General features: G+C 63.9%; 20 protein-coding genes. 14 read left to right on the plus strand and 6 right to left on the minus strand.

Going from position 1 to position 23,151, the window contains the following annotated elements:
• Positions 1–328 precede the first annotated feature (328 nt).
• From ACVRRC_RS07875 to ACVRRC_RS07890, 4 genes are all read right to left on the minus strand, one after another.
• Positions 329–1,309 carry a lipid A deacylase LpxR family protein gene (locus tag ACVRRC_RS07875; RefSeq protein ID WP_230484537.1) on the minus strand — a complete coding sequence of 327 codons (981 nt, stop codon included), beginning with the start codon at positions 1,307–1,309 and terminating at the stop codon, positions 329–331.
• A gap of 262 nt (positions 1,310–1,571) precedes the next feature.
• Complete coding sequence (locus ACVRRC_RS07880) at positions 1,572–1,805, minus strand: hypothetical protein (protein ID WP_013982293.1); 234 nt, start codon at positions 1,803–1,805, stop codon at positions 1,572–1,574.
• Positions 1,806–1,946: 141 nt separating this feature from the next.
• Entirely contained in the window at positions 1,947–2,615 is a 669-nt protein-coding gene (locus tag ACVRRC_RS07885; RefSeq protein WP_014596264.1) for a response regulator, read from the minus strand.
• Positions 2,602–6,009, minus strand: coding sequence for a hybrid sensor histidine kinase/response regulator (locus ACVRRC_RS07890; RefSeq protein WP_221293123.1), 3,408 nt, complete (start codon positions 6,007–6,009; stop codon positions 2,602–2,604). The genes ACVRRC_RS07885 and ACVRRC_RS07890 overlap by 14 nt, the downstream gene beginning before the upstream one ends.
• 395 nt (positions 6,010–6,404) lie before the next feature.
• Here ACVRRC_RS07890 and urtA point away from each other — a divergent pair, with 395 nt between their 5' ends.
• The 14 genes from urtA to ACVRRC_RS07960 all read left to right on the plus strand — a co-directional run bounded on the left by urtA (position 6,405) and on the right by ACVRRC_RS07960 (position 19,764).
• A complete protein-coding gene (urtA, locus tag ACVRRC_RS07895) occupies positions 6,405–7,574 on the plus strand; it encodes an urea ABC transporter substrate-binding protein (RefSeq protein WP_014596266.1) in 1,170 nt (389 codons plus the stop codon).
• 63 nt (positions 7,575–7,637) lie between these two features.
• A complete protein-coding gene (gene urtB / locus ACVRRC_RS07900) occupies positions 7,638–8,555 on the plus strand; it encodes an urea ABC transporter permease subunit UrtB (RefSeq protein WP_014596267.1) in 918 nt (305 codons plus the stop codon).
• 11 nt (positions 8,556–8,566) lie between these two features.
• The gene (gene urtC / locus ACVRRC_RS07905) at positions 8,567–9,757 is read left to right on the plus strand and encodes an urea ABC transporter permease subunit UrtC (protein ID WP_340064946.1); all 1,191 of its coding nucleotides are present in this window, start codon (positions 8,567–8,569) and stop codon (positions 9,755–9,757) included.
• The gene (gene urtD, locus ACVRRC_RS07910) at positions 9,754–10,512 is read left to right on the plus strand and encodes an urea ABC transporter ATP-binding protein UrtD (protein ID WP_472996834.1); all 759 of its coding nucleotides are present in this window, start codon (positions 9,754–9,756) and stop codon (positions 10,510–10,512) included. The genes urtC and urtD overlap by 4 nt, the downstream gene beginning before the upstream one ends.
• A 106-nt stretch (positions 10,513–10,618) precedes the next feature.
• Entirely contained in the window at positions 10,619–11,308 is a 690-nt protein-coding gene (urtE, locus tag ACVRRC_RS07915) for an urea ABC transporter ATP-binding subunit UrtE (RefSeq protein ID WP_236450708.1), read from the plus strand.
• Between the two features lie 288 nt (positions 11,309–11,596).
• Positions 11,597–12,826, plus strand: a complete 1,230-nt coding sequence (fmdA, locus tag ACVRRC_RS07920; RefSeq protein ID WP_017244611.1) for a formamidase — start codon at positions 11,597–11,599, stop codon at positions 12,824–12,826.
• Between the two features lie 77 nt (positions 12,827–12,903).
• Positions 12,904–13,251 (plus strand): FmdB family zinc ribbon protein, encoded by a 348-nt coding sequence (locus tag ACVRRC_RS07925; RefSeq protein ID WP_279643177.1) that lies wholly within the window; start codon positions 12,904–12,906, stop codon positions 13,249–13,251.
• A gap of 118 nt (positions 13,252–13,369) precedes the next feature.
• On the plus strand, positions 13,370–14,410 hold the full coding sequence (locus ACVRRC_RS07930) for an aliphatic amidase (RefSeq protein WP_472996835.1): 1,041 nt from the start codon (positions 13,370–13,372) through the stop codon (positions 14,408–14,410).
• A gap of 79 nt (positions 14,411–14,489) precedes the next feature.
• On the plus strand, positions 14,490–15,524 hold the full coding sequence (locus ACVRRC_RS07935) for an AAA family ATPase (protein WP_472996836.1): 1,035 nt from the start codon (positions 14,490–14,492) through the stop codon (positions 15,522–15,524).
• A 70-nt stretch (positions 15,525–15,594) separates the two neighbouring features.
• Positions 15,595–16,470, plus strand: coding sequence for a YihY/virulence factor BrkB family protein (locus ACVRRC_RS07940; protein WP_013982294.1), 876 nt, complete (start codon positions 15,595–15,597; stop codon positions 16,468–16,470).
• Positions 16,471–16,626: 156 nt separating this feature from the next.
• Positions 16,627–17,742, plus strand: a complete 1,116-nt coding sequence (locus ACVRRC_RS07945) for a glycosyltransferase family 4 protein (RefSeq protein WP_013982295.1) — start codon at positions 16,627–16,629, stop codon at positions 17,740–17,742.
• Positions 17,735–18,496, plus strand: a complete 762-nt coding sequence (locus ACVRRC_RS07950; RefSeq protein WP_019407209.1) for a DUF2334 domain-containing protein — start codon at positions 17,735–17,737, stop codon at positions 18,494–18,496. The genes ACVRRC_RS07945 and ACVRRC_RS07950 overlap by 8 nt, the downstream gene beginning before the upstream one ends.
• The gene (locus ACVRRC_RS07955; RefSeq protein WP_011912666.1) at positions 18,493–19,485 is read left to right on the plus strand and encodes a lysylphosphatidylglycerol synthase transmembrane domain-containing protein; all 993 of its coding nucleotides are present in this window, start codon (positions 18,493–18,495) and stop codon (positions 19,483–19,485) included. Before ACVRRC_RS07950 ends, ACVRRC_RS07955 begins: the two co-directional genes overlap by 4 nt.
• Positions 19,486–19,572: 87 nt before the next feature.
• Positions 19,573–19,764 (plus strand): CsbD family protein, encoded by a 192-nt coding sequence (locus tag ACVRRC_RS07960; protein WP_013982298.1) that lies wholly within the window; start codon positions 19,573–19,575, stop codon positions 19,762–19,764.
• A gap of 65 nt (positions 19,765–19,829) precedes the next feature.
• Here ACVRRC_RS07960 and fdxA read toward each other — a convergent pair whose 3' ends face one another.
• Complete coding sequence (gene fdxA, locus ACVRRC_RS07965; RefSeq protein ID WP_003285709.1) at positions 19,830–20,153, minus strand: ferredoxin FdxA; 324 nt, start codon at positions 20,151–20,153, stop codon at positions 19,830–19,832.
• Between the two features lie 121 nt (positions 20,154–20,274).
• Positions 20,275–22,854: a DNA mismatch repair protein MutS gene (gene mutS, locus ACVRRC_RS07970; protein WP_014596278.1), complete on the minus strand. Its 2,580-nt coding sequence runs from the start codon at positions 22,852–22,854 to the stop codon at positions 20,275–20,277.
• Positions 22,855–23,151: the final 297 nt, after the last annotated feature.

Consider the following 23,151-nt stretch of genomic DNA (forward strand, 5'->3'; position numbering starts at 1 on the left):
GGTAAGACTTCGTGCCAAGAGGAAGCCACTGGCCAGCAATGATACATGACTGTTGGGTCTGACACGGGGTCGGCCAGCCAGCTGGCGTTGCTGCATGCGCATGGGCTCGGTGCCAGCGGGCTAGATGTGCTGGAGCAGCTGCGCCATCGGGCGTCCTGCGTCAGCGCTGGTGACGAGCAGGTCGCATCGGCGGCTCAGCCCCGGCACCGACGGCTATCCGCTCAAGCCATTCAACCTGTGCGAACTGAGCGTTCGCATCGAGGCGGTGTTGCGGCGGGAGACTTGCGAATGCGCGACGCAAACGGCACCGACGCCCGTCGGTGAGTCATCAGAGCGCAGTGGACAGGGTGATCGAGCCGAACTGGTCATGCTCCTTCTGCCCCTGGAATTCGCGACTGCGCCAGACGCTGGCGAACGCCAGCTGCCAGCGACTCCAGGTCAGCGCCACGCCGAGCTTGGCGTCGCCGACCCATTCGCGGCGGTCCACCGAGTGGCTGTCCTCGAACGTGTTGCCGTCCAGCAGCATGTTGTGGGCCATATAGCGACCCTCGAGATCGGCAAAGCCGTACCAGGCGAAGTCGCCGCCCGGGCGGAAGAATTGGCTGCCGCTCTGGGCCGGCGTGACCGCCGGGATGCTGAAGCTGCGTTGCAGGTTCTGCCCCAGGCGCAAACCGAGCCCGGCCGAGCCATAGCGGTAGAGGTTGCCGAGGGCGAAGCCGAGGCTGGGGCCGTATTCCAGCTCAAGCCCGGCGAAGCGTTGCTGCAGCCACCAGCGATGCTGATAGCCCAGATTGACGAAGGCTTCGTTCTCCAACTGATTGTCCCAGCCGTTGGGCTCGTCACTGCTGGTGACCTTGTGTACGGCGCGTTGCAGCCGCTTGCCGCCGGCGGCAGGACCGACCATGCCGACATCCAGATGCAGCCCCTGGGCCGCGCGCCAGCCATCGTGCTGAGTATCGGAGAACATCGACATCCCGGCGAACAGCAGGCCGGCATAGGGGCGGTCGTTCTCGATCAGACTTTCGGTTTCGATCTCCTTCGGCGTGTAGATCTGATGACCGAAGCGGTAGGCGACGTTGTCGAGGTTGCTCCCCGACCAGCCCGGTAACAGGTCGGCGAAGCGTCGGGTCCAGTTCTGCTCATCCGGCGCGAAGCCCCAGATGACTTCCACGCCGTTGGTGTAATGACCATCGCTGCCAGTGGCAATGATGTCGTTTTCCACCTTGACGGAGAGGATGTCGGCGTGGCCAAGGGCGGGCACGAGCGATACGGCGAGCAGGCACAGGCACAGCAAAGAACGAGCATGCATGATCTGACTCCTGGCTTACGTTCTTGTTTGTATGTCTTGTCTCGGACCGTATTCCTTTCCGCCGGTTCGCTTGTGCGAATGGCTGGACTTGATGGGGCGGCGGAGGGGAGCGCAGGTCCGTACCGACGGATGGCGCGGCAGCTGCCGGCCGATCTGCTGGGTTCAGGTTAGTGCATGACTTCGCGTAGCGAAAACGCCGATTGGCCGACAGAAATCGGATTTCTGCCCGCCAATCGGTCTTTGCAGGTATGCCCTGGGGTGTTCAGCGAGCGCTGCTCAAACCTGCGCTGCCGGGCGGCTGCCGTACGATGCGTGGTCGCGAAGCCGAAGGTTCGCTCTTGCGCTGCAGGTGCCGGATCGTGCGTTTGAGACGCTGCACCTTGTCCTCCAGTTGGAAGACCTTGCGGTTGTTGTAGAACATGCCCAGCACGAACCCCACCGAAGTGAAGACCAGGCCATAGATGAGTGCGGCTTCATAGAGATAGCTGGAAAACATCCTGTCGTCCTCTGCGTGTAATGACGGCCTCGCTCGTCGAGCGACTCGGCCCAGAAGGTCTGATGCCAATCTGCCCTTATGTGACCGAGCGCACATTGAAAACGTTCCGCCGGTATGCGCAGAGAAGTTCTGGCTGCAGGCTCAGCGTGTCAGGGCGGACATGGCAATGGCCGCGGCAGCGGTCCGGGTTTCTACGCCGAGCTTCACATAGACGTGCTCCAGGTGTTTGTTCACCGTCCGCGGGCTCAGCCCGAGGATGTCGCCGATGTCACGATTGGTCTTGCCGCAGGACACCCAGTGCAGAACCTCCACCTCGCGCCCGGTCAGCTGGAAGCGCTGGCTCAGCATTGCCTGGATCTGTTTCTCGTCCACCGGCGGTGCCTGGGTGGCGTTCCGGCGGGCGTTCTGCAATGCCCGTGCGGTGCGCAGATGGGCCGCCACTCGGGCCAGTACCTGCTCTGTGTGGATGGGCTTGGTCACGTAGTCGATGCCTCCAGCCTCGAAACCCTCGAGTACGTGCTCGCTTTCGGTCAGCGCCGTCATGAACAGCACCGGAACGTCTTCCAGCATAGGCTGGGCCTTGATTCTCCGGCAGGTCTCGAACCCGTCGAGCCCGGGCATCATCGCATCGAGCAGGACGATGTCCGGTTTGAGTCGCTGCATGCGTTCCAGCGCGCTGCTGCCGTCGAGGGCCACCAGCACCATGTAGCCGGCCTGATCGAGGGCGCCGGAGAGCAGCGCGAGGTTGTCGGGTACGTCGTCGACGATCATCACGACGCCCTGGCTTTGCGGATGTTCAGCTTGCTGCATGGCCGTTCTCCATGGTCGTCCGAGTCTTCTGGCTGTGAATGGCCTCGTCCAGCTGCCGGCTCAGCTCGTTGAGCTGGAAGCGCGCGGCCAGCCCGCGCAGGGTCTCGACCTGTGCCGCAGCGGCGGGTGCTTCGTGCTGCAGCCGATCGAGCAGCTCCATTACTCCGCGCACATAGCCCAGCGAGGCTTGCTGTTGGAGCGCCTGAAGTGCCGGAACGGCCAGGCTGATGGCGGGAGGCTGGATGGGAGCCGGGGCGCGCCTGATCCAGTTCAATGACAGCTGCTGACTGATCTTGTCCAGCAGCACCGGGGCGTGTACGGGCTTGGGCAGGTAGTCGTTGCAGTCGGCGGAGACACTGCCGCCATCGACGAAGGCGTTGGCCGATATGATGAGGATCGGCGCCGAGGAGCCTAGCGATCGACGCATCAGTCGGGCGGTCTGCCAGCCGTCCAGCTGCGGCATGGACAGGTCCATGAGGATCAGGTCGGGGTTGTGCAGCGACGCCTGGCTGAGCGCTTCTTGGCCGTTGCTCGCCATGAGCACTTCGAAACCCAGCGGTTCGAGCATGCCGGCCAGGACCTTGCGGTGTTCGATATGGTCGTCTACCACCAGCACGCGCCGGCGCGGGCCGTGGTAGCCGACGATGTCGTGCTCGACATGCACCACCGCCTGCGGCACGCGGACCTCGGAGAGGAATAGCCGTAGCTGGAAAACCGTGCCCTGGCCCTCCTGGCTCTTCACCGACAGCTCGCCGCCCATCAGCGCCGTGAGCATGCGCGTGATGGTCAGGCCGAGGCCCAGGCCGTTGTCCTGACGCAGCGGGTTACCACGCTCGAACGGCTGGAACAGTCGCTCGATCTGCTCCGCGGGTATGCCGATGCCAGTATCGGCGATCTCGAAGGTAGCGGTTTCGCGCAGGTAGCTGGCGCGCAGGGTGATGCTGCCGGCATCGGTGTACCGCACCGCGTTGCCGAGCAGGTTGATGAGGATCTGCCGCACGCGCTTCTCGTCGCCCCGCACCACGGCCGGCATGCGGCCCTGGCTTTCGAAGTGGAAGCGCAGGCCCTTTTCTTCTGCCTGCGGCGCGATCATCTGGCGCAGCTGCTGGAGGAATTCGGGAAAGGCAATCTCGGACTGCTCCAGATTGAGCTTGCCGGCCTCGATCTTTGCTACATCGAGCAGGCCATCGATCAGCGATAGCAGGTGAGCGCCGCTGCGGTGGATGGTACCCAGCGCATCCTTGTGGCGGGGCGCCATGGCCTCGTCGCGCAGCAGGATTTGCGCGTATCCGAGGATGCTGTTGAGCGGAGTGCGCAGCTCGTGGGAGAGGCCGGTAACGTAACGACTCTTGGCGGCATTGGCAGCCTCGGAGGCTTCCTTGGCCTTCTGCAGCTGCTCGTCGGTCTTGCGGTGGGCTTCGATCTCCTGCATCAGCAGGTGCGTCTGTCGATCCGACTCCTGCTGGGCCACATGGCGGCTTTCGCGCGTCAGCACCACCCACCAGGCGAGGATGCCGGCGAACAACGAGAGCACCAGGAAGGCCTTGAGAAATGCCTGGTATAGGGTCTCGCCGGTTTCCTGGGGACTGGCCACCACGCTCAGCGAGACCTGGCTGTAGATCAGCCAGAGCGCCAGCGAAAGCAGGCCGATGATCAGCCCGAGCACGCCCAGGTAATGCGCCAGGCGAGTGTGCAGGCGGGGAATGGAAACTTGCGGGAAGGCCCAGCGAAGGAACGCATCCCATTGTGCCGAAAGCCGCCCATGGGGCTTGCAGAGATCGCCACAGCGCGCATCCAGCGAGCAGCACAGCGAACAGATCGGTGCGCCGTAGGCGGGGCAGAAGGCGGTGTCTGGTTCCTCGAAGGCATTGCTGCAGAGCACGCAGGCGATCTTGCCGCGCTCGGTATAGGGGTAGAGCAGCTCGGGTTGACGCTCGCGGGCGATGTAGAAGCGGCCGCCGGTGAGCCAGGCGATCAGCGGGGCGCAGAGCAGGGCCGTGCCCAGGGCGATGACTGGCGAGCCCGCCTGGGCCAGCTCACCGAGGAGCCCACTGTGGGCGAGGATCGCCAGCAGCGAGGCGATCAGCATCGAACCCACACCCACCGGGTTGATGTCGTAGAGATGCGCGCGTTTGAATTCGATCTGCCGCGGTGACAGGCCCAGCGGTTTATTGATGACCAGGTCCGCAACCAGCGCGCCGATCCAGGCGATGGCGACATTGGCGTACAGCCCGAGGACCTGCTCGATGGCCTCGAACACCCCCAGTTCCATCAGCATCAGCGCGATGGCCACATTGAACACCAGCCAGACCACCCGCCCAGGGTGGCTGTGGGTTACGCGGGCAAAGAAGTTCGACCACGCCAGCGAGCCGGCATAGGCATTGGTGACGTTGATCTTCACCTGCGAGACGATGACGAACAGCACCATCGCCGCCAGCGCCCATTCCGGCGAGGCGAACACGTAGCTGAAGGCTACAAAGTACATCTGCGTCGGCTCGGCAGCCTTGTCCACCGGGATCTCGTGCTGCAGCGCTAGAAACGCAAGAAAAGCGCCGGCGAGCATTTTCAGCGCCCCCGGGATGATCCAGCCGGGGCCGGCGGCCAGCATCGCCAACCACCAGCGCACGCGATTCTGTCGGGTCTTTTCCGGCAGGAAGCGCAGGTAGTCGACCTGCTCGCCGATCTGCGTGATCAGCGCCAGCGCCACAGTGCAGGCGGCACCGAAGGACAGCAGATTGAAGGCGCCGCCGTTGCCTTCGCGCCCGGCGAAGCTGGTCAGGTCGGCCAGCGCATCGGGATTCTTGGCGATGACAAAGACGTAGGGCAGCAGCAACAAGGTCAGCCAGAGCGGCTGCGTCCACAACTGCAGGCGGTTGATCAGGGTGATGCCATAGGTCACCAGCGGCACGATGATGACGGAGCAGACCACGTAGGCCAGCGCGAGCGGGATGCTGAAGTAGAGTTCCAGCGCCAGCGCCATGATCGCCGCTTCCAGCGCGAAGAAGAGGAAAGTGAAGCTGGCGTAGATCAACGAAGTGATGGTCGAGCCGATGTAGCCGAAGCCGGCGCCACGGGTCAGCAGATCCATATCCACGCCATAGCGTGCCGCGTAGTAGCTGATCGGCAGGCCGGTGAGAAAGATCACCAGCGCCACCGCAAGGATCGCCCAGAGCGTATTGGTGAAACCGTAGGACAGCGCCAGGGTGCCGCCTATGGCTTCCAGCGCGAGAAACGACACCGCCCCCAACGCCGTGTTGGCGATGCGGAACTCCGACCATTTGCGGAACGACTTCGGCGTGAAACGCAGGGCGTAGTCTTCCAGGGTCTCGTCGGCGACCCAGCTGTTGTAGTCGCGGCGAATCTTGACGATGCGCTGTATACCGGTGAGTTGCACGCGGGCGGCCCCGGCTGGTTATCGAACGATTGACGTGAGCAACATCCATGCCTCACGCAATGCTGCGCGGCGGCGGGTCTTCCTGCGCATGGCCTGCACCGTTTCGGCCTGCGGCGCCTGCCACGCTGCCAGCCGTGCTCCATTTGAACGCAAGGATGCATCAATGGCCGCGGCGCACGGATACGTCAGATGACGTACGCCGTTACGTCATCCTGCGTATACCCCGGTCAGACGGCCGAGCCCATTCTTGCTTCCGACCCGATGCCGGCGCGCAGCAGCACTGCGGCAGCCTTGCACGGCCCACCGAGACAGGAGCAATCAACATGGATTCAAAACTGACGGGTTCGTCACGCCGCCTTCCCCGCCGGCTCGCGCAGGGGGCTGCGGCACTCTCGATGCTGGCGATGAGCGTCTTCGCCTCGACCGCCAGCGCCGAGGTCAACACCACCGGGCTCGCAGTTACCGACACGGAAGTGACGGTCGGTCAGCTGCACTCGGCCACCGGTACCATGGCCATTTCCGAGACCGGATCGATCCAGGCCGAGCGACTGGCCATCGAGCAGATCAACGCCGCCGGCGGCATTCTTGGTCGGCAGATCAAGGTGATCCAGGAGGACGGCGCCTCCGACTGGCCGACCTTCGCCGAGAAGGCCAAGAAGTTGCTGGAGCGCGACAAGGTAGCGGCGGTGTTCGGCTGCTGGACCTCGGCTTCGCGCAAGGCGGTGCTGCCGATCTTCGAGCGGGAAAACGGGTTGCTCTACTACCCGACCTTCTATGAAGGCCTGGAGCAGTCGAAGAACGTCGTTTACACCGGCCAGGAGGCCACCCAGCAGATCCTCGCCGGGCTCGATTGGGTGGCCAAGGAGAAGGGCGCCAAGACCTTCTACCTGCTCGGCTCGGACTATATCTGGCCGCGCACCTCGATGAAGATCGCCCGCAAGCACATCGAGAACGTGCTCGGTGGCAAGGTGGTGGGCGAGGAGTACTACCCGCTGGGCAACACCCAGTTCGGCTCGCTGACCAACAAGATCAAGCTGAAGAAGCCCGACGTGATCTTCGCCGCAGTGGTCGGTGGCTCCAACGTCGCCTTCTACAAGCAGCTCAAGGCTGCCGGCATCACGGCTGACAAGCAGACCCTGCTGACCCTTTCGGTCACCGAGGACGAACTGCTGGGCATCGGTGGCGAGAACATGGCCGGCTTCTACGCCTCGATGAAGTATTTCCAGAGCCTGGACAACCCGAACAACGCCGAATTCGTCAAGGCATTCAAGGCCAAGTACGGCAACGACGCAGTGATTGGCGACGTCACCCAGGCTGCGTATCTCGGCCCCTGGCTGTGGAAGGCCGCAGTGGAAAAGGCCGGCAGCTTCGATGTCGACAAGGTGGTCGCCGCCTCCGCTGGGCTGGAGCTGAACACTGCACCGGAAGGCTACGTAAAGGTGCATGAGAACCAGCACCTGTGGAGCAAGACGCGCATCGGCCAGGTGCAGGCCGACGGCCAGTTCCAGGTGGTCTACGAGTCCGACCTGATCGAGCCGAACCCCTTCCCGAAAGGCTACCAGTAACTCTCCCGGCGCCACGGGCCGTGTGGTCCGTGGCGAACCCCTTCGCCATCAGGAGACATCATCATGGAATGGCTATCGGAGTTTGGTGCCATCGCGGCCATGCAGGGCTTCAACGGCTTGTCGGTGTTCTGCGTACTGCTGCTGATGGCTCTGGGCCTGGCGATCATCTTCGGCCAGATGGGCGTGATCAACATGGCCCACGGCGAATTCCTCACTGTAGGTGCCTACACCACCTTTCTCGTCTCGACGCTCACGCTCAAGTACGTGCCGGCGCTGCAGCCGTACTATTTTTTCGTCGCCATCGTGCTGTCCTTCCTTATCGCCGGTGCGCTCGGCTGGCTCGCCGAATGGGCATTGATCAGCAAGCTCTACCACCGCCCGCTGGACACGCTGTTGGCCACCTGGGGGCTGTCGCTGGTGATGCAGCAGGCGTTCCGCTCGATTTTCGGCGCCCGCGAGGTCAGCGCCAGCATGCCGGACTGGCTGATGGGCTCGTTCAACCCCACCGATGCCATCGATATCCCGCGTAACGGCCTGTTCGTGATGGCGGTGACGCTGCTGCTGACGCTGGCCATCTTCTTTCTGCTGTATCGCTCGCGTTGGGGGCTGCAGGTTCGTGCCACGGTGCAGAACCGGGTAATGGCGCGTTCGGTGGGCATCAACACGAAGAAGGTCGACCGCATGACCTTCGCCCTCGGCTGTGGCGTTGCCGGCGTGGCCGGTGCGGCGTTCACCACCATTGGTTCGACCGGGCCGACCTCAGGCTCGCTGTACATCGTCGATACCTTCCTGGTGGTGGTCTTCGGCGGTGCGGCGAGCCTGTTCGGCACCATTGCCTCGGCGTTCTCCATCGCCCAGACGCAGTCGATCGCCGAGTTCTTCATCAGCGGCTCGATGGCCAAGGTCCTCACCCTCTCGGCGGTGATCCTGATCCTCATGCTGCGTCCGCAGGGGCTGTTTTCCATCAAGGTCCGCAAGTAAGGAGCGCACCCATGACCGCTTTGTTCGACAAACTGGCCGGCGGCAAGCAGGGTGCCATCGGCTTCCTGATTCTCGCGGCGTTGCTGCTGGTGGTATTCCCGCTGGCGCTGGATGCCTTTCGCCTGAACATGATCGGCAAGTACCTGACCTACGCCTTCGTCGCCGTTGGACTGGTGCTGTGCTGGGGTTATGGCGGCATCCTCAGCCTCGGGCAGGGGATTTTCTTCGGCCTCGGCGGCTACTGCATGGCGATGTTTCTCAAGCTCGAGGCTTCCGACCCGCAGAGCACGAAAATCCAGTCCACACCCGGCATTCCGGACTTTATGGATTGGAACCAGCTGACCGAACTGCCGCTGTTCTGGGAGCCCTTCCACAGCATTGGCTTCACCCTCGTTGCGGTGGTGGCGGTGCCAATGCTGCTGGCGCTGATCGTGGGCCTGGCGATGTTCAAGCGGCGAGTGGGTGACGTGTATTTCTCCATCGTCACCCAGGCCATCGCGGCGATCCTGACCATCCTCATCATCGGCCAGCAGGGTCTGACGGGCGGGGTCAATGGCATCACCGACCTGCGCACACTGATGGGTTGGGACATCCGCAGCAACGAGGCGAAGACGCTGCTGTATTTCGTCTGCGCCTGCCTGTTGCTGGGCTGCATCCTCATCGGTCGTTTCATTCTCGCCTCCAAGCTAGGCCGGTTGCTGATGGCAATGCGCGACAAGGAGGAGCGGGTGCGCTTCTCCGGCTACGACGTGGCCAGCTTCAAGATCTTCGTCTTCTGTGTGGCGGCGGCTTTCGCCGGGATCGGTGGCGCGCTGTTCACGCTGCAGGTCGGCTTCATGTCGCCGAGCTTCGTCGGCATCGTGCCGTCGATCGAGATGGTGATATTCGCCGCGGTCGGTGGGCGCATGTCGCTGCTCGGCGCGGTATACGGCGCGCTGCTGGTCAACTACGGCAAGACATTGTTCTCCGAAAGCTTCCCCGAGCTGTGGCTTTACTTCATGGGCGGCCTGTTCATCGCCGTGGTGATGTACTTCCCCAACGGCCTGGCTGGACTGTGGCAGAGCCATGGGCGCAAGTGGCTGATGCGTCTGGCTCGGCGCCGGTCCCCGGCCAGAACGGTCGAACCGGCAACGCCGCGTCCGTTGCCGCCCAGCGCAGCCCAACCTACTTCCCCTGTCACCGCCCTGGAGACCACGCCATGAGCCCGACCGGCTTCCAATCCCCCAAGCCGGTGCTGGCCATTGAAGGCCTCACCGTCTCGTTCGACGGCTTCAAAGCGGTCGACGACCTCAACCTATACCTGGACCGCAACGAAGTGCGCGTGGTGATCGGCCCCAACGGCGCCGGCAAGACCACGCTGCTCGACCTCATCTGCGGCAAGACCCGCGCTACCGCTGGCAGCATCGAGTTCAACGGGCGCGAGCTGACCAGGATGAAGGAGTTCGACATCGTCAGGGCCGGCGTCGGGCGCAAGTTCCAGAACCCCTCGATCTACGAGAACCTCAGTGTGTTCGAGAACCTGGAGATGTCCTATCCGGCTGGGCGCAATGTGTTCGGTGCGCTGTTTTTCAAGCGCAGTGCCGACGTTATCGCGCGGGTCGAGGAGGTCGCCGCCGAGATCGGCCTGGCCGATCAGTTGCACGATGAGGCGGGGCTGCTCTCCCATGGCCAGAAGCAGTGGCTGGAAATCGGCATGCTGCTGATGCAGGAGCCGGAATTGCTCATGCTCGACGAGCCCGTCGCAGGTATGAGCGTCAGCGAGCGGGCACAGACCGCCGAACTGCTCAAGCGCATCAGCCAGGGGCGCTCGGTGCTGGTCATCGAGCACGACATGGAATTCGTCAAAAGCATCGCCCATCGGGTCACCGTGCTGCATCAGGGCCGGCTGCTCGCCGAGGGCAGCATGGAGGCCGTGCAGAAGAACCCCAAGGTCGTCGAGGTGTACCTCGGCCATTGAGTCGCTGGGGCTGTTGGCGCGCGTGGTCATGGCCGCGCGGGTCCACGTGAGCCGCCTCTGTTACATCGTTTCGGACGACGCCCAGCGGGGCACAAAGGAGTTTCGCATGTTCACAATCGCCAACCTTGCTTCCGGCTATGGTCAGAGCCAGATCCTGCACGACCTCGAGCTCGATGTGAGCCAACGTGAAATCGTGGCGGTCATGGGCCGCAACGGCATGGGCAAGACCACCCTGTTCAGGACACTGATGGGCATCGTCGGCCAGAGCGCCGGCAGTGTGAAGGTCGATGGTCACGAAATAGCCAACCTGGAGACCCACCAGCGTGTCGAGCGTGGCGTTGCCTATGTGCCCCAGGGACGGATGATCTTCCCCAGCATGACGGTGCTGGAGAACATCCAGACCGGCCTGCCGGCAGCCGCTGGCGGCAAGGTCCCCGACGATCTCTACGCCCTGTTTCCGGTGCTGCACGACATGCGCAAGCGCAAGGGCGGCAACCTTTCCGGCGGCCAGCAACAGCAGCTGGCGATAGCCCGGGCGCTGGCCACCAACCCCAAGGTGTTGTTGCTGGACGAGCCGACCGAGGGCATCCAGCCATCGATCATCAAGGACATCGCCCGAACGCTGAAGGAGATTCGCAACCTGCGTGATCTGACCATCATCGTCTCCGAACAGGTGCTGTCGTTCACCATGGAAATCGCCGACCGTTTCCTGGTGATCGAGAAGGGCCGTTTCGTACTGGAGGAAAGCGCGGCCAATGCCGACGAGGCGACCATCAGCCGGTATCTGTCGGTCTGAAAGCAGCCGCAACCCTCTAGCCTCAAGCGTCACGGGTTGCCGGGCGGCGGTCCGCTTTTAGCCCGCCAGCGTCTTCGGTGCCGTTTGATCGGTTGGCTGCAACCCGCCGCGCTGAAAGCAGCCACAAGCAACAGCCGGGGAACTGCGGACTCGCAGGGCCTCGGCTTTTGCCTTTCCCTGCCGCTGCCCTACGTCATCCAACGTATTTCGCAATTGGCGATGACAGAGAAGACTGGCTCCCGTGTTCAGCGCAACGCTGATTTCCATCCATGTCGCAGGAGCTTCGTCATGACCGACACCCTGATCAAGGTCGATTTGAACCAGCCGGCCACCGAGAACGAACAGATCCACAACCGCTGGCACCCGGACATCCCCATGGCGTGCTGGGTGAAGCCGGGCGATGACTTCATCCTCGAGACCTATGACTGGACCGGCGGCGCGATCAAGAACGATGACGACGCCAGCGATGTGCGCGACGTCGACCTGTCCACGGTGCACTACCTCTCCGGGCCCGTGGGGGTGAAGGGCGCCGAGCCGGGCGACCTGTTGGTGGTCGAGCTGCTCGACATCGGCGCCAAGCAGGACTCGCTGTGGGGCTTCAACGGCTTCTTCTCGAAGAATAACGGCGGCGGTTTTCTCACCGATTACTTCCCTGCCGCGCAGAAGTCCATCTGGGACTTCGAAGGCATGTTCACTCGGAGTCGGCACATCCCCGGGGTGCGCTTTGCCGGCCTGATCCACCCCGGTCTGATCGGCTGCCTGCCAGACCCCAAGCTGCTGTCGGCCTGGAACGAGCGCGAGCAGGCGTTGATCGACACCAACCCCACTCGCGTGCCACCGCTGGCGAACCCGCCGTTCGCGGCTACCGCCCATGCCGGGAGGGCCTCCGGCGCGCTGCGCGACAAGATCGCTGCCGAGGGCGCGCGTACCGTGCCGCCGCGTGAGCATGGCGGCAACTGCGACATCAAGGATCTGTCGCGCGGCTCGAAGATCTTCTTCCCGGTCTACGTCGATGGCGCCGGGCTGTCGGTGGGTGACCTGCACTTCAGCCAGGGCGATGGCGAGATCACCTTCTGTGGCGCTATCGAGATGGCCGGCTGGGTGCACATGAAGGTCGAGCTGATCAAGGGCGGCATGGCCAAGTACGGCATCAGGAACCCGATCTTCAAGCCCAGCCCGATCGTGCCCACCTACAACAATTACCTGATCTTCGAGGGTATTTCGGTGGATGACGACGGCAAGCAGGCGTACCTGGACGTCAATCTGGCGTACAAGCAGGCCTGTATGAATGCCATCGAGTATCTGAAGAAATTCGGCTATTCCGGTGCCCAGGGCTACTCGCTGCTCGGCTCGGCACCCGTGCAGGGGCATATCAGCGGCGTGGTCGACATTCCCAATGCTTGCGCCACGCTCTGGCTGCCGACCGACATCTTCGAGTTCGACATCAACCCCAGCGCCAGCGGCCCGACCCGATTCCTCGACGGTTCGATCGACATGCCGATCGCCTACGACAAGTGAGTTCGTCTATCCGGGCGGGGCAGGTGCTCTGGACGGCGGCCTGGACCGCCCGGATGGGGGAACAGGAGGATAACGCCATGCCCATCTATGAATACGACTGCGCCGGCTGCGGCGACTTCGCTCTGCTCAGGCCAATGGCCGAGCGTGACCAGCCATGCCAGTGCCCAGCCTGCGGCGGGCTTGCCGTACGAGTGATCCTCAGCGCCCCCGGTCTGGCCACCATGGCCGGCAGCCAGCGGCGCGCCAATGAGGTCAACGAGCGTAGCGCCCACGCACCGCAGTCGCTGGCCGAATACAAGGAGCGCCGCAAGCACGGCGCCGGTTGCAGCTGTTGCGGGCCGAGCAGGCCGACCACGTTGACCAAGGCCAACCCGCACGGGCTCAAGGCCAGCCCCTCGGCCCGGCCGTGGATGATCAGTCACTAGCTATCGCTGCATGGACGCCGCTGCGCGGGCTCCGCCTACGCTCCCAAGACCTCCACGTAGGTGGAAAACGGCGAGGTCTTGTTCACCATCAGGCATACCGACCAACCGGAGATCCACTATGCGTCACGGAGATATTTCCAGCAGTCCCGATACCGTCGGCGTTGCTGTCGTCAACTACAAGATGCCGCGCCTGCACACCCGCGCCGAGGTGCTCGACAACGCCCGCCGGATCGCCGAGATGATCAAGGGCATGAAGCTTGGTCTGCCGGGCATGGACCTGGTGGTATTTCCCGAATACAGCACCATGGGCATCATGTACGACCCCGGCGAGATGATGGACACCGCCACAACCGTTCCCGGCGAGGAAACCGCGATCTTCTCTGCCGCCTGCCGCGAAGCCGGAACCTGGGGCATCTTCTCGTTGACTGGCGAGCGCAACGAGGACCCGGTCAAGGCGCCCTACAACACCCTGGTTTTGATCGACGACCAGGGCGAAATCCGCCAGAAGTATCGCAAGTGCATCCCCTGGTGCCCGATCGAGGGCTGGTATCCGGGTGACCGGACCTACGTGACAGAAGGCCCGAAGGGCATGAAGATCAGCCTGATCATCTGCGACGACGGCAACTACCCGGAGATCTGGCGCGACTGCGCGATGAAGGGCGCCGAGCTGATCGTTCGCTGTCAGGGCTACATGTACCCGGCCAAGGAACAGCAGGTGCTGATGTCCAAGACCATGGCCTGGGCCAACAACTGCTACGTGGCAGTGGCCAACGCCGCCGGTTTCGATGGTGTGTACAGCTACTTCGGCCACTCGGCGATCATCGGCTTCGATGGCCGCACCCTGGGCGAGTGCGGCGAGGAGGAGATGGGCATCCAGTATGCGCAACTGTCCGTCTCGCTGATCCGTGACGCGCGCGCCAATGACCAGTCGCAGAACCACCTGTTCAAGCTGCTGCACCGTGGCTACACCGGCGTCTACAACTCCGGGGATGGCGACCGTGGCGTGGCCGACTGCCCGTTCGAGTTCTACCGTACCTGGGTTCTGGACGCCGAAAAGGCCCGTGAGGATGTCGAACGGCTCACTCGCCAGACCATCGGCGTCGTCGATTGCCCGGTATACGAGCTGCCCCACTCCGGGCAGGAACGAACCGCCGGATGAGGCCGGGCTCCATTCGCGGCGAGCCTTCGCGGCTTTGCACCGAATGGAGCCCCGCGCCGTCGCAATGACAGGACAGGCCATGCCATTCATCAACGAAGTCGTCGAACACAACAGGCGGCAGGCTGTACGAGGAGCGGAAGCGGTCCCGACCGCGGCGCGCCGCTCGCGTTTTCTCTTCGAACCCGAAGATGTGATGGCCCTGCTGCGCAGTCGCATCGTTGGCCAGGACGCTGTTCTCGCTCAGCTGGAGGGCGTGCTGCGGGTGGTCAAGGCCGGTATCGGCGACGCTGAACGGCCGCTCGCGGTCAATCTGTTTCTCGGCCCGACCGGCGTCGGCAAGACCGAGATTGTGCGGCTGCTGGCCTTGGCCATTCATGGCAAGCCGGACGCTTTCTGCCGTATCGACATGAACACCCTGGCCCAGGAGCACTATGCTGCGGCACTGACCGGTGCACCGCCCGGCTACGTCGGCAGCAAGGAAGGAATTACCCTATTCGATGCGGACGCCATCGCCGGCAGTTTCAGCCGGCCCGGTATCGTACTCTTCGATGAACTGGAGAAAGCCAGCCGGGAGGTGGTGCGCAGCCTGCTCAACGTACTCGACAGCGGTCGCCTGACGCTGGCCGCCGGCAATCGCACCTTGGATTTTCGCAACGCGCTGGTATTCATGACCAGCAACATTGGCGCCAAGGACGCTGCGCAACGCAGCGGACTGCACCGACTGTTTTCCCGTTCCGAAGCATCGCAACGGCGCATCGTCGAGCGGTCATTGCGCCGGCATTTCGATCCGGAGTTTCTCAATAGAATCGATCGCACCCTGCATTTCTCATTGATCAACGGCGACCGACTGCTGGGCGTACTCGATGTCGAGCTGAGCCGTTTGGCCCAGCGTCTGACACGCCAGGGGCTGCACCTGGTTGTGGACGATTCGGTGAAGCGCGATCTCTGCTCCAGACACGATCCGCGCTTCGGTGCACGTGATATCGCCCGTCAGCTGCGCGTTCGGCTGGAACCCGCAATGGCCGACGCGATCTTGCACGACCCTTCGATTCACCACTGGCGTGCCGTGCTGGAGGAGGGTGAGATACGGATGACAGCGCTGGCGCACGGCTAGCAGCGAACTCTCCGGCAGTGCGGTCGTCCCATTTTTAGACCGCAACACTTCACTGACCGGGGAATCTTCAATGGCCATGCTGGACACCCGCGGCGTCGGGGCTTTTACCTTGCTCAAGCGCACTCTCAAGGAATTCAGCAGCGACGACATGTCGACCTACGCCTCGGCGCTGGCCTATCGGGGGCTGTTCGCCATGTTCCCGTTCCTGGTCTTTCTCATCGCCTTGCTGGGCTTTCTCGACCTGCAGAATTTTTTCGACTGGCTGCGCATGCAAGCGGAGCTGGCGCTGCCGCCGGTGGCAATGGAGCAGATCAATCCGGTCATCGACCAGTTGCAGGAACAGCAGGCCGGCTTGCTGTCGTTCGGTATTCTGGTGGCGTTGTGGACGGCATCCATCGGCTTTCGCTCGCTGATGAATGCGCTTAACAAGGCTTACGACGTGGAAGAGGGCAGACCCACCTGGAAGCTGATCATTCTGGCGCTGGCCTACACGGCCGGTGTCGCTGTGCTGCTGCTGTTCACCGCGGGGCTGATGGTCATCGGCCCCCAGGCCATGGAATGGCTGGCCGGGCAGGTGGGCATGCGCGAGCTGGTGGTGGTGCTCTGGACCTGGCTGCGCTGGCCGGTGATCGTGCTGATGCTAATGCTGGTGGTCGCGCTGCTCTACTACGTGGCGCCGGACGTGGAGCAGGAGTTCCGTTTCATTACACCCGGCTCGGTGCTGGCCGTGCTGGTGTGGATCCTGGCTTCGGTCGCCTTTGGCGTCTATGTGCAGAACTTCGCCGACTACAACGCGACCTACGGCAGCATCGGCGCGATCATCGTGCTGCTGCTATACCTCTACATATCGGCCGCGGTTCTGCTGTTCGGCGCCGAGCTCAACGCAGTCATCGAGCACGCCTCGGTGGAGGGCAAGGATCCGGGCGACAAGCAGATGGATGGCTGAGCCGCCGTCCGGCGCTCCGCTGCGAACGACCCTTCTACGTGACGGTCATTTATTTCATTACAGAATTATTCCGCAGGGATTGCGGAGCGGGCCGTCGAAGCGTCGGCCTGTCCGGCGAAGACCGGGTTCTGCAACGGGACCGAACGGAGAAGTACCTTGCATATCGCGGACATGACCATGTTCTACGCACCTGCCAGCGGCGGCGTGCGCACCTACCTAGAGGCCAAGCATCGCCGGTTGCAGCTTTACTCGGGCGTGCGTCACAGCATCTTGGTACCGGGCGGTGATTACAGCCACAACGACGGGCTTTACCAGGTTCCAGCGCCCATCCTGCCGTTTGGCAAGGGCTACCGTTTTCCCATTCGGCGTGCGCCCTGGCGCAACCTGCTGCGCTCACTGCGCCCGGATCTGATCGAGGTGGGCGACCCCTACATGACGGCCTGGGCCGCGCTGGACGCCGGGCGCCGGCTTAATGTGCCGGTGATCGGCTTCTACCATTCCGACCTGCCGCTGCTGGTCAGCAATCGTATCGGCAGCTGGTTGGGCACCAATCTCAATGGCTACGTGTCGCGCCTGTACGGCAGTTTCGATCGTGTGCTGGCGCCCAGCGAGGTGATGGCGGACAAGCTGATCCATCTCGGGGTGAAGAATGTGTTCGTGCAGCCGTTGGGCGTCGACCTGGACACCTTCTGCCCCCAGCGTCGCGACCCGGAGGTGCGCCGGGAGCTAGGCCTGGCGGACGACACGCGGCTGATGATCTTCGCCGGGCGCGGCTCCCGGGAGAAGAACCTGCATATTCTGCTGGAGACTGCGCGCCAGCTGGGCAAACCGTATCACTTGCTGCTGGTCGGCTCGAGCATGCCGCAACGGGTGCCGGACAATGTCACGGTGATCGATCGCTTCTGCCCAGCCAGTGAGGTGGCGCGCTTCATGGCCAGCAGCGATGTGCTGCTGCACGCTGGCAATCAGGAAACCTTCGGCCTGGTGGCGCTGGAAGCCATGGCGTGCGGAATCCCGGTAGTCGCGGCGCGGGCGGGTGCATTGCCAGAACTGGTGCCGTTCTACAGCGGGCGCCTGTGTCGGCCGCTGGATGCCAGGGCGATGGCGCATACCGTACGCGAGCTGTTCGAAGATGATCCGCGCCTGCTCGGGCAACAGGCCCGCCAGCATGTCGAGGCGCACCATGCCTGGGATGCGGTGGTAGCCGGCCTGCTCGCGCATTACCACGCCGTACTGGGCACGGCAGAGCTGCCGGTGGCGGTACATGGCTGAGCGCGCCCTGACCCTGGTGTTGCACGACGTCGCGGCAGAAACCTGGCCCGACTACCGTCCCTTCGTCGAGGCGGTGGATGCCATCGGTGGGGTACCGATCACCTGGCTGGTGGTACCGGATTTCCATCGGCGCAACCCCCTCGACCAGCAGCCGGAGTTTCGCCGCGTGCTGGATGCGCGCGTGCAGCGCGGCGACGAACTGGTGTTGCACGGTTGCTACCATGCCGACCTCGAACCTGCGCCGAAAACGCCGCGGGACTGGTTCATGCGCCGGGTATACACCCATGAAGGCGAGTTCTACGGGCTGGACGAAAACGCCGCTGGCGAACGCCTGCGGCATGGGATGGCACTGTTCCAGCGCTATCAATGGCCATTGCATGGTTTCGTTGCTCCCGCCTGGTTGATGAGCGAGGGCACCCGACGCGTGCTGGCCGGCAGCGGCTTGGTCTATACCAGCGACCCCCGGCATTTCTATCTATTGCCCGCGTTCACGCCCATTGCCGCGCCCGGCCTGGTCTGGAGTGCCCGTAGCGCCTGGCGGCGCGGTGCGTCCTGGCTGGTCAGCGAGCGGCAGCTGCGGCGCAGCCAGGCGGCGCCATTGCTGCGCCTCGGCCTGCATCCCGTGGATATGCGTCACGAGTTTTCCCGTCGCTACTGGCTCGATGTGCTGATGCGGCTATTGCATCAGGGGCGCCGACCGATGACGAAGATCGCTTGGCTGGACCGCTACCGCTCCACGAGCACCGCCGCATGAATCGACGCTGGTGGCTGTTGGGTGGCGCGCTGCTCGCAGCGGCCATGGTGCCGCTGTTGCTCGGCGGTACCGGCCTGTTCGAGCGGCTGCGCCATTTCCCTGGCAGCCTGTTGGTCACAATGCTCGCCATGGTGCTGGTCGGCTGGAATCTCAATGCGCTGCGCCTGCGCCTGCTGCTGGGGCGGCGCAAGCTGGGCCAGCGGCGTGCCTTCGGAATCGTGGTGGCGACCGAGTTCGCCATCTGTGCGACGCCTGGCGGTGCCGGCGGCCCGCTGACCTTGATGGCGCTGCTGATGCGCCAGGGCGTCGCGCCGGCCAAAGGCACCGCGACCTACGCCGTCGAGCAGCTGAGCGATCTGCTGTTCTTCGCCTGTGCCCTGGTCGGCGTGCTGATCTATGCGCTGACTCATGCCCTGAGCACGCATATCGCCAGCCTGCTGGGCTTCAGTGTGGCCTTGCTGATCGGGGTGATGGCGCTGCTGGCGCTGCTTGGACGCTTCCACCGCCAGGTCTTTCTGCTCAACGGCTGGCTGGTGACGCGGCTCGGCATGAAGGAAACGCGCAAGCGGCGGTGGGCGCGCAAGGTGCTGGGCTTTCGCAACGCGCTGGTGGACTGCTTCCGTCTGCCACGGCGAATCCTGCTTGCGGTTTTCGGGCTGACCACGCTGCACTGGCTGCTGCGCTTCAGCGTGCTCTACCTGACCCTCCAGGGGTTGGGAAGCGAACTGGCTTGGGCCTGGACCTTCCTCGTGCAACTGCTCGCGCTCACCGCCGGCCAGGTCAGCCTGCTGCCCGGGGGGGCCGGCAGTGCCGAGCTGGCCTCGGCGGCGCTGCTGACGCCCATGGTGGGCAAGTCGACCACGGCTGCGGCGATCCTGATCTGGCGGTTCGTGACCTATTACTTCTACCTGATCGTCGGCGCACCGGTATTCCTGCAGCTGGCAGGGCGGCCGCTGTTGCGCCGGCTGATGCCGTCGCGGCATGCCTGAGCGGCTCTAGCCCGATGGCCGGGAGAAACTAACGCTTCGCTCGGGCGGTCCACCCTATGTCATCAATGAAGAAGCGAGGATCACGCCATGAGCAGTACCGAAGACAAGGTCAAGGGCAACACCAACGAAGCCGTAGGCAAGATCAAGCAGGGTGTGGGCGAAGCGACCGACAACCAGCGTCTGAAAGGCGAGGGCCAGCGTCAGGAAGTCAAGGGCGAGGCTCAGCAGGTCAAGGGTGATGTCAAAGACACCCTGAAAAAGGGCATCGACAAGGCCTGAACGGCTTGCCCCACAAATGAAAATGCCCGCATCGAGCGGGCATTTTTTTGAGCGGTGGTGCGCGATCAGCGCTCCAGGTACTGCAGCTTGTCCTTCACGCCGTCCCACTCTTCGGCATCGGCCAGTGCATCCTTCTTCTCGGTGATGTTCGGCCAGACTTCCGCCAGATCCGCGTTCAGCTCGATGAACTCCTGCTGGTCTTCCGGTACCTCGTCCTCGGAGAAGATCGCCTGAGCCGGGCACTCGGGCTCACAGAGGGCGCAGTCGATGCACTCGTCCGGGTGAATCACCAGAAAGTTCGGGCCTTCGTAGAAGCAGTCCACCGGGCAGACTTCCACGCAATCGGTGTATTTGCACTTGATGCAGTTGTCGGTGACGACGAAGGTCATGTCTAGCTATCTCCTCAGGCGTGTCAGGTAGGCGTTACGGTGACGCCCCTGCGAGTAGGCGGCACAGGCAAATGCCGCTTATCAAAAAAATGCGCGCGATTCTAGCAGCTTTCGCGGCGTATCAAATGCGTGATTTCAAGCTGTATAGCAGCTCCAGCGCCTGGCGCGGCGTTACATCATCGGGATTGATCCGCCCCAATTCCTCGAGCACCGGATGCGGCAGGCTGGCGAACAGGTCGCTCTGCATGGGCGGCGCTGGCTGGCCGGGTGCCATTCTCGGCGCTTCGTGGGGCAGGCTGGTGGTTTCCAGGCGCGACAGATGGTCGCGTGCACGCTGGATGACTTCGCCCGGCACGCCTGCCAGTTGCGCCACCGCCAGGCCGTAACTCTGGCTCGCCGGACCGGGTAGCACGTGGTGCAGGAAGACGATGCGCTCGTTGTGCTCGGTGGCAGAGAGGTGCACGTTGGCCACCACCGGCTCGCTTTCCGGCAGCACGGTCAGTTCGAAGTAGTGGGTGGCAAACAGCGTGAAGGCGCGCAACCGGGCCAGCTGTTCGGCGGCGGCCCAGGCCAGCGACAGGCCATCGAAGGTGCTGGTACCGCGGCCCACTTCGTCCATCAGAACCAGGCTGCGGTCGCTGGCGTTGTGCAGGATGTTGGCGGTTTCGCTCATTTCCACCATGAAGGTGGAGCGCCCGCCGGCGAGGTCGTCCGACGAGCCGATGCGGGTGAAGATGCGGTCCACCAGCGAGAGCTCGCAGGCAGCCGCCGGGACGAAGCTGCCGATCTGCGCCAGCAGCACGATCAGCGCGGTCTGGCGCATGTAGGTGGACTTACCGCCCATGTTCGGCCCGGTGATGACCAGCATGCGGGTGGCGTCGTCGAGGGCGAGATCGTTGGCGACGAAAGGCGTCTCCAATACCTGCTCCACCACCGGGTGACGGCCCTGCTCGATGCGCAGGCAGGGTTGCTCGACGAAGCGCGGGCGGTTCAGATCGAGATTCAGCGCCCGCTCGGCGAGGTTGCTCAGCACGTCCAGTTCGGCCAGTGCGGCGGCACTCTCCTGCAGCGGTGCCAGGTGGCCGATGAGCATTTCCAGCAGCTCGTCATAGAGCAGCTTTTCACGGGCGAGGGCGCGGCTCTTGGCCGATAGCGCCTTGTCCTCGAACTCTTTGAGTTCCGGGGTGATGAAACGCTCGGCGCCCTTGAGCGTCTGCCGGCGGATGTAGTCGGCCGGCGCCGATTCGGCCTGCTTGCTCGGCAGCTCGATGAAGTAACCGTGCACGCGGTTGTAGCCGACCTTGAGGTTGGCCAGCCCGGTGCGCGCTTTCTCGCGGGTCTCCAGATCCATCAGGTACTGGCCGGCGTTCTCGGAGAGCGACTGCAGTTCGTCCAGCTCGGCGTCGTAGCCGGTCTTGAGCACACCGCCGTCGCGAATCACCGCAGGCGGATTGTCGATGATGGCGCGCGCCAGCAGGTCGGCCAGTTCCGGGTAGGTGCCGATGCTTTTCGCCAGTCCGAGCAGATGCGGTGCCACCAGATCCTGCATGCCGGCCTGCAGCTGCGGTAACGCAGCGAGCGCGTCGCGCAGGCGCGCCAGGTCGCGCGGACGGGCGTTGCGCAGGCCGATACGGGCGAGGATACGTTCCAGGTCACCGATGTCCTTGAGCTGCGGCTGCAGCTGTTCGAAGCGGTAGTGCTCGAGCAGGCAGGTGATTGAGTCCTGGCGTGCTTCGAGGATTTCGCGGTTGCGCAGCGGGCGATTCAGCCAGCGGGTCAGCAGGCGCGAGCCCATGGCGGTCTGGCAGCGGTCCATGACCGATTGCAGTGTGTTCTCGCGGCCGCCGGCCAGGTTGACGTCCAGCTCCAGGTTGCGCCGGCTGGCACCGTCGAGGATCACCGTGTCGTCGAGGCGCTCGTGACGCAGGCTGCGCAGGTGGGGCAGGGCGGTGCGCTGGGTTTCCTTGGCGTAGGCGAGCAGGCAACCGGCGGCGCCGATGGCCAGGGTCAGGTTCTCGCAGCCGAAGCCCTTGAGGTCCTGAGTGGAGAATTGCTGGCAGAGGCTCTTGAAGGCCGAGTCGCGATCGAAATCCCAGGGCGCGCGACGGCGCACACCGCGGCGTTTCTCCAGCGGCAGGCCCTGCGGCCAATCGTCGGGGATCAGCAGCTCGGCCGGGCTCAAACGCTCCAGTTCGGCGAGCAGGGTCTCCCAGCCCTTGAGTTCCTGCACGCTGAAACGGCCGCTGGCGATATCCAGCACGGACAGGCCGAACAGCTTCTCGTCGCCGACTACCGCCGCCAGCAGGTTGTCGCGGCGCTCGTCGAGCAGCGCTTCGTCGCTCACCGTGCCCGGCGTGATGATGCGTACCACCTGGCGTTCCACCGGCCCCTTGCTGGTGGCCGGGTCGCCGATCTGCTCGCAGATCACTACCGATTCGCCAAGCTTGACCAGTCGCGCCAGGTAGCCCTCGGCGGAGTGGAACGGAATGCCGGCCATGGGTATCGCCGTGCCCGCCGACTGACCGCGCGCAGTCAGGGTGATGTCGAGCAGCGCGGCGGCTTTCTTGGCGTCGTCGTAGAACAGCTCATAGAAGTCGCCCATGCGGTAGAACATCAGCTGGTCCGGATGCTCACGCTTGAGCTTCCAGTACTGTTGCATCATGGGCGTATGGGCGGAGAGATCGGCGTTGGACTTGGTCATCGGCGTGGGTGTGGTTCGTTGAGGGCGCAGGCATTGGCAGCGGGTCAGCTGCCGAACGGAAACGAGGGCGCCGCTGAAAACCGGCAAGGTTAACACGCAGCCGTGGCAGTCAGCAGGTCGCTCGCCTGTCTATCGCGCCTCGCGGGCGCCGGCATGTCATCTGTCGGGCGGCCGCCGGAATGCGTTGACAAGCGAACCGGCACTGTCTGATAACTCAGCCCCGTCGGATGGCTGCAGTGCGCTGTTGCGCAGCCTGCGTTCTGCCGTTTCGATTCCTCCCGATCTCGCATCTACCCA

Source organism: Stutzerimonas sp. LR2, assembly GCF_055755175.1.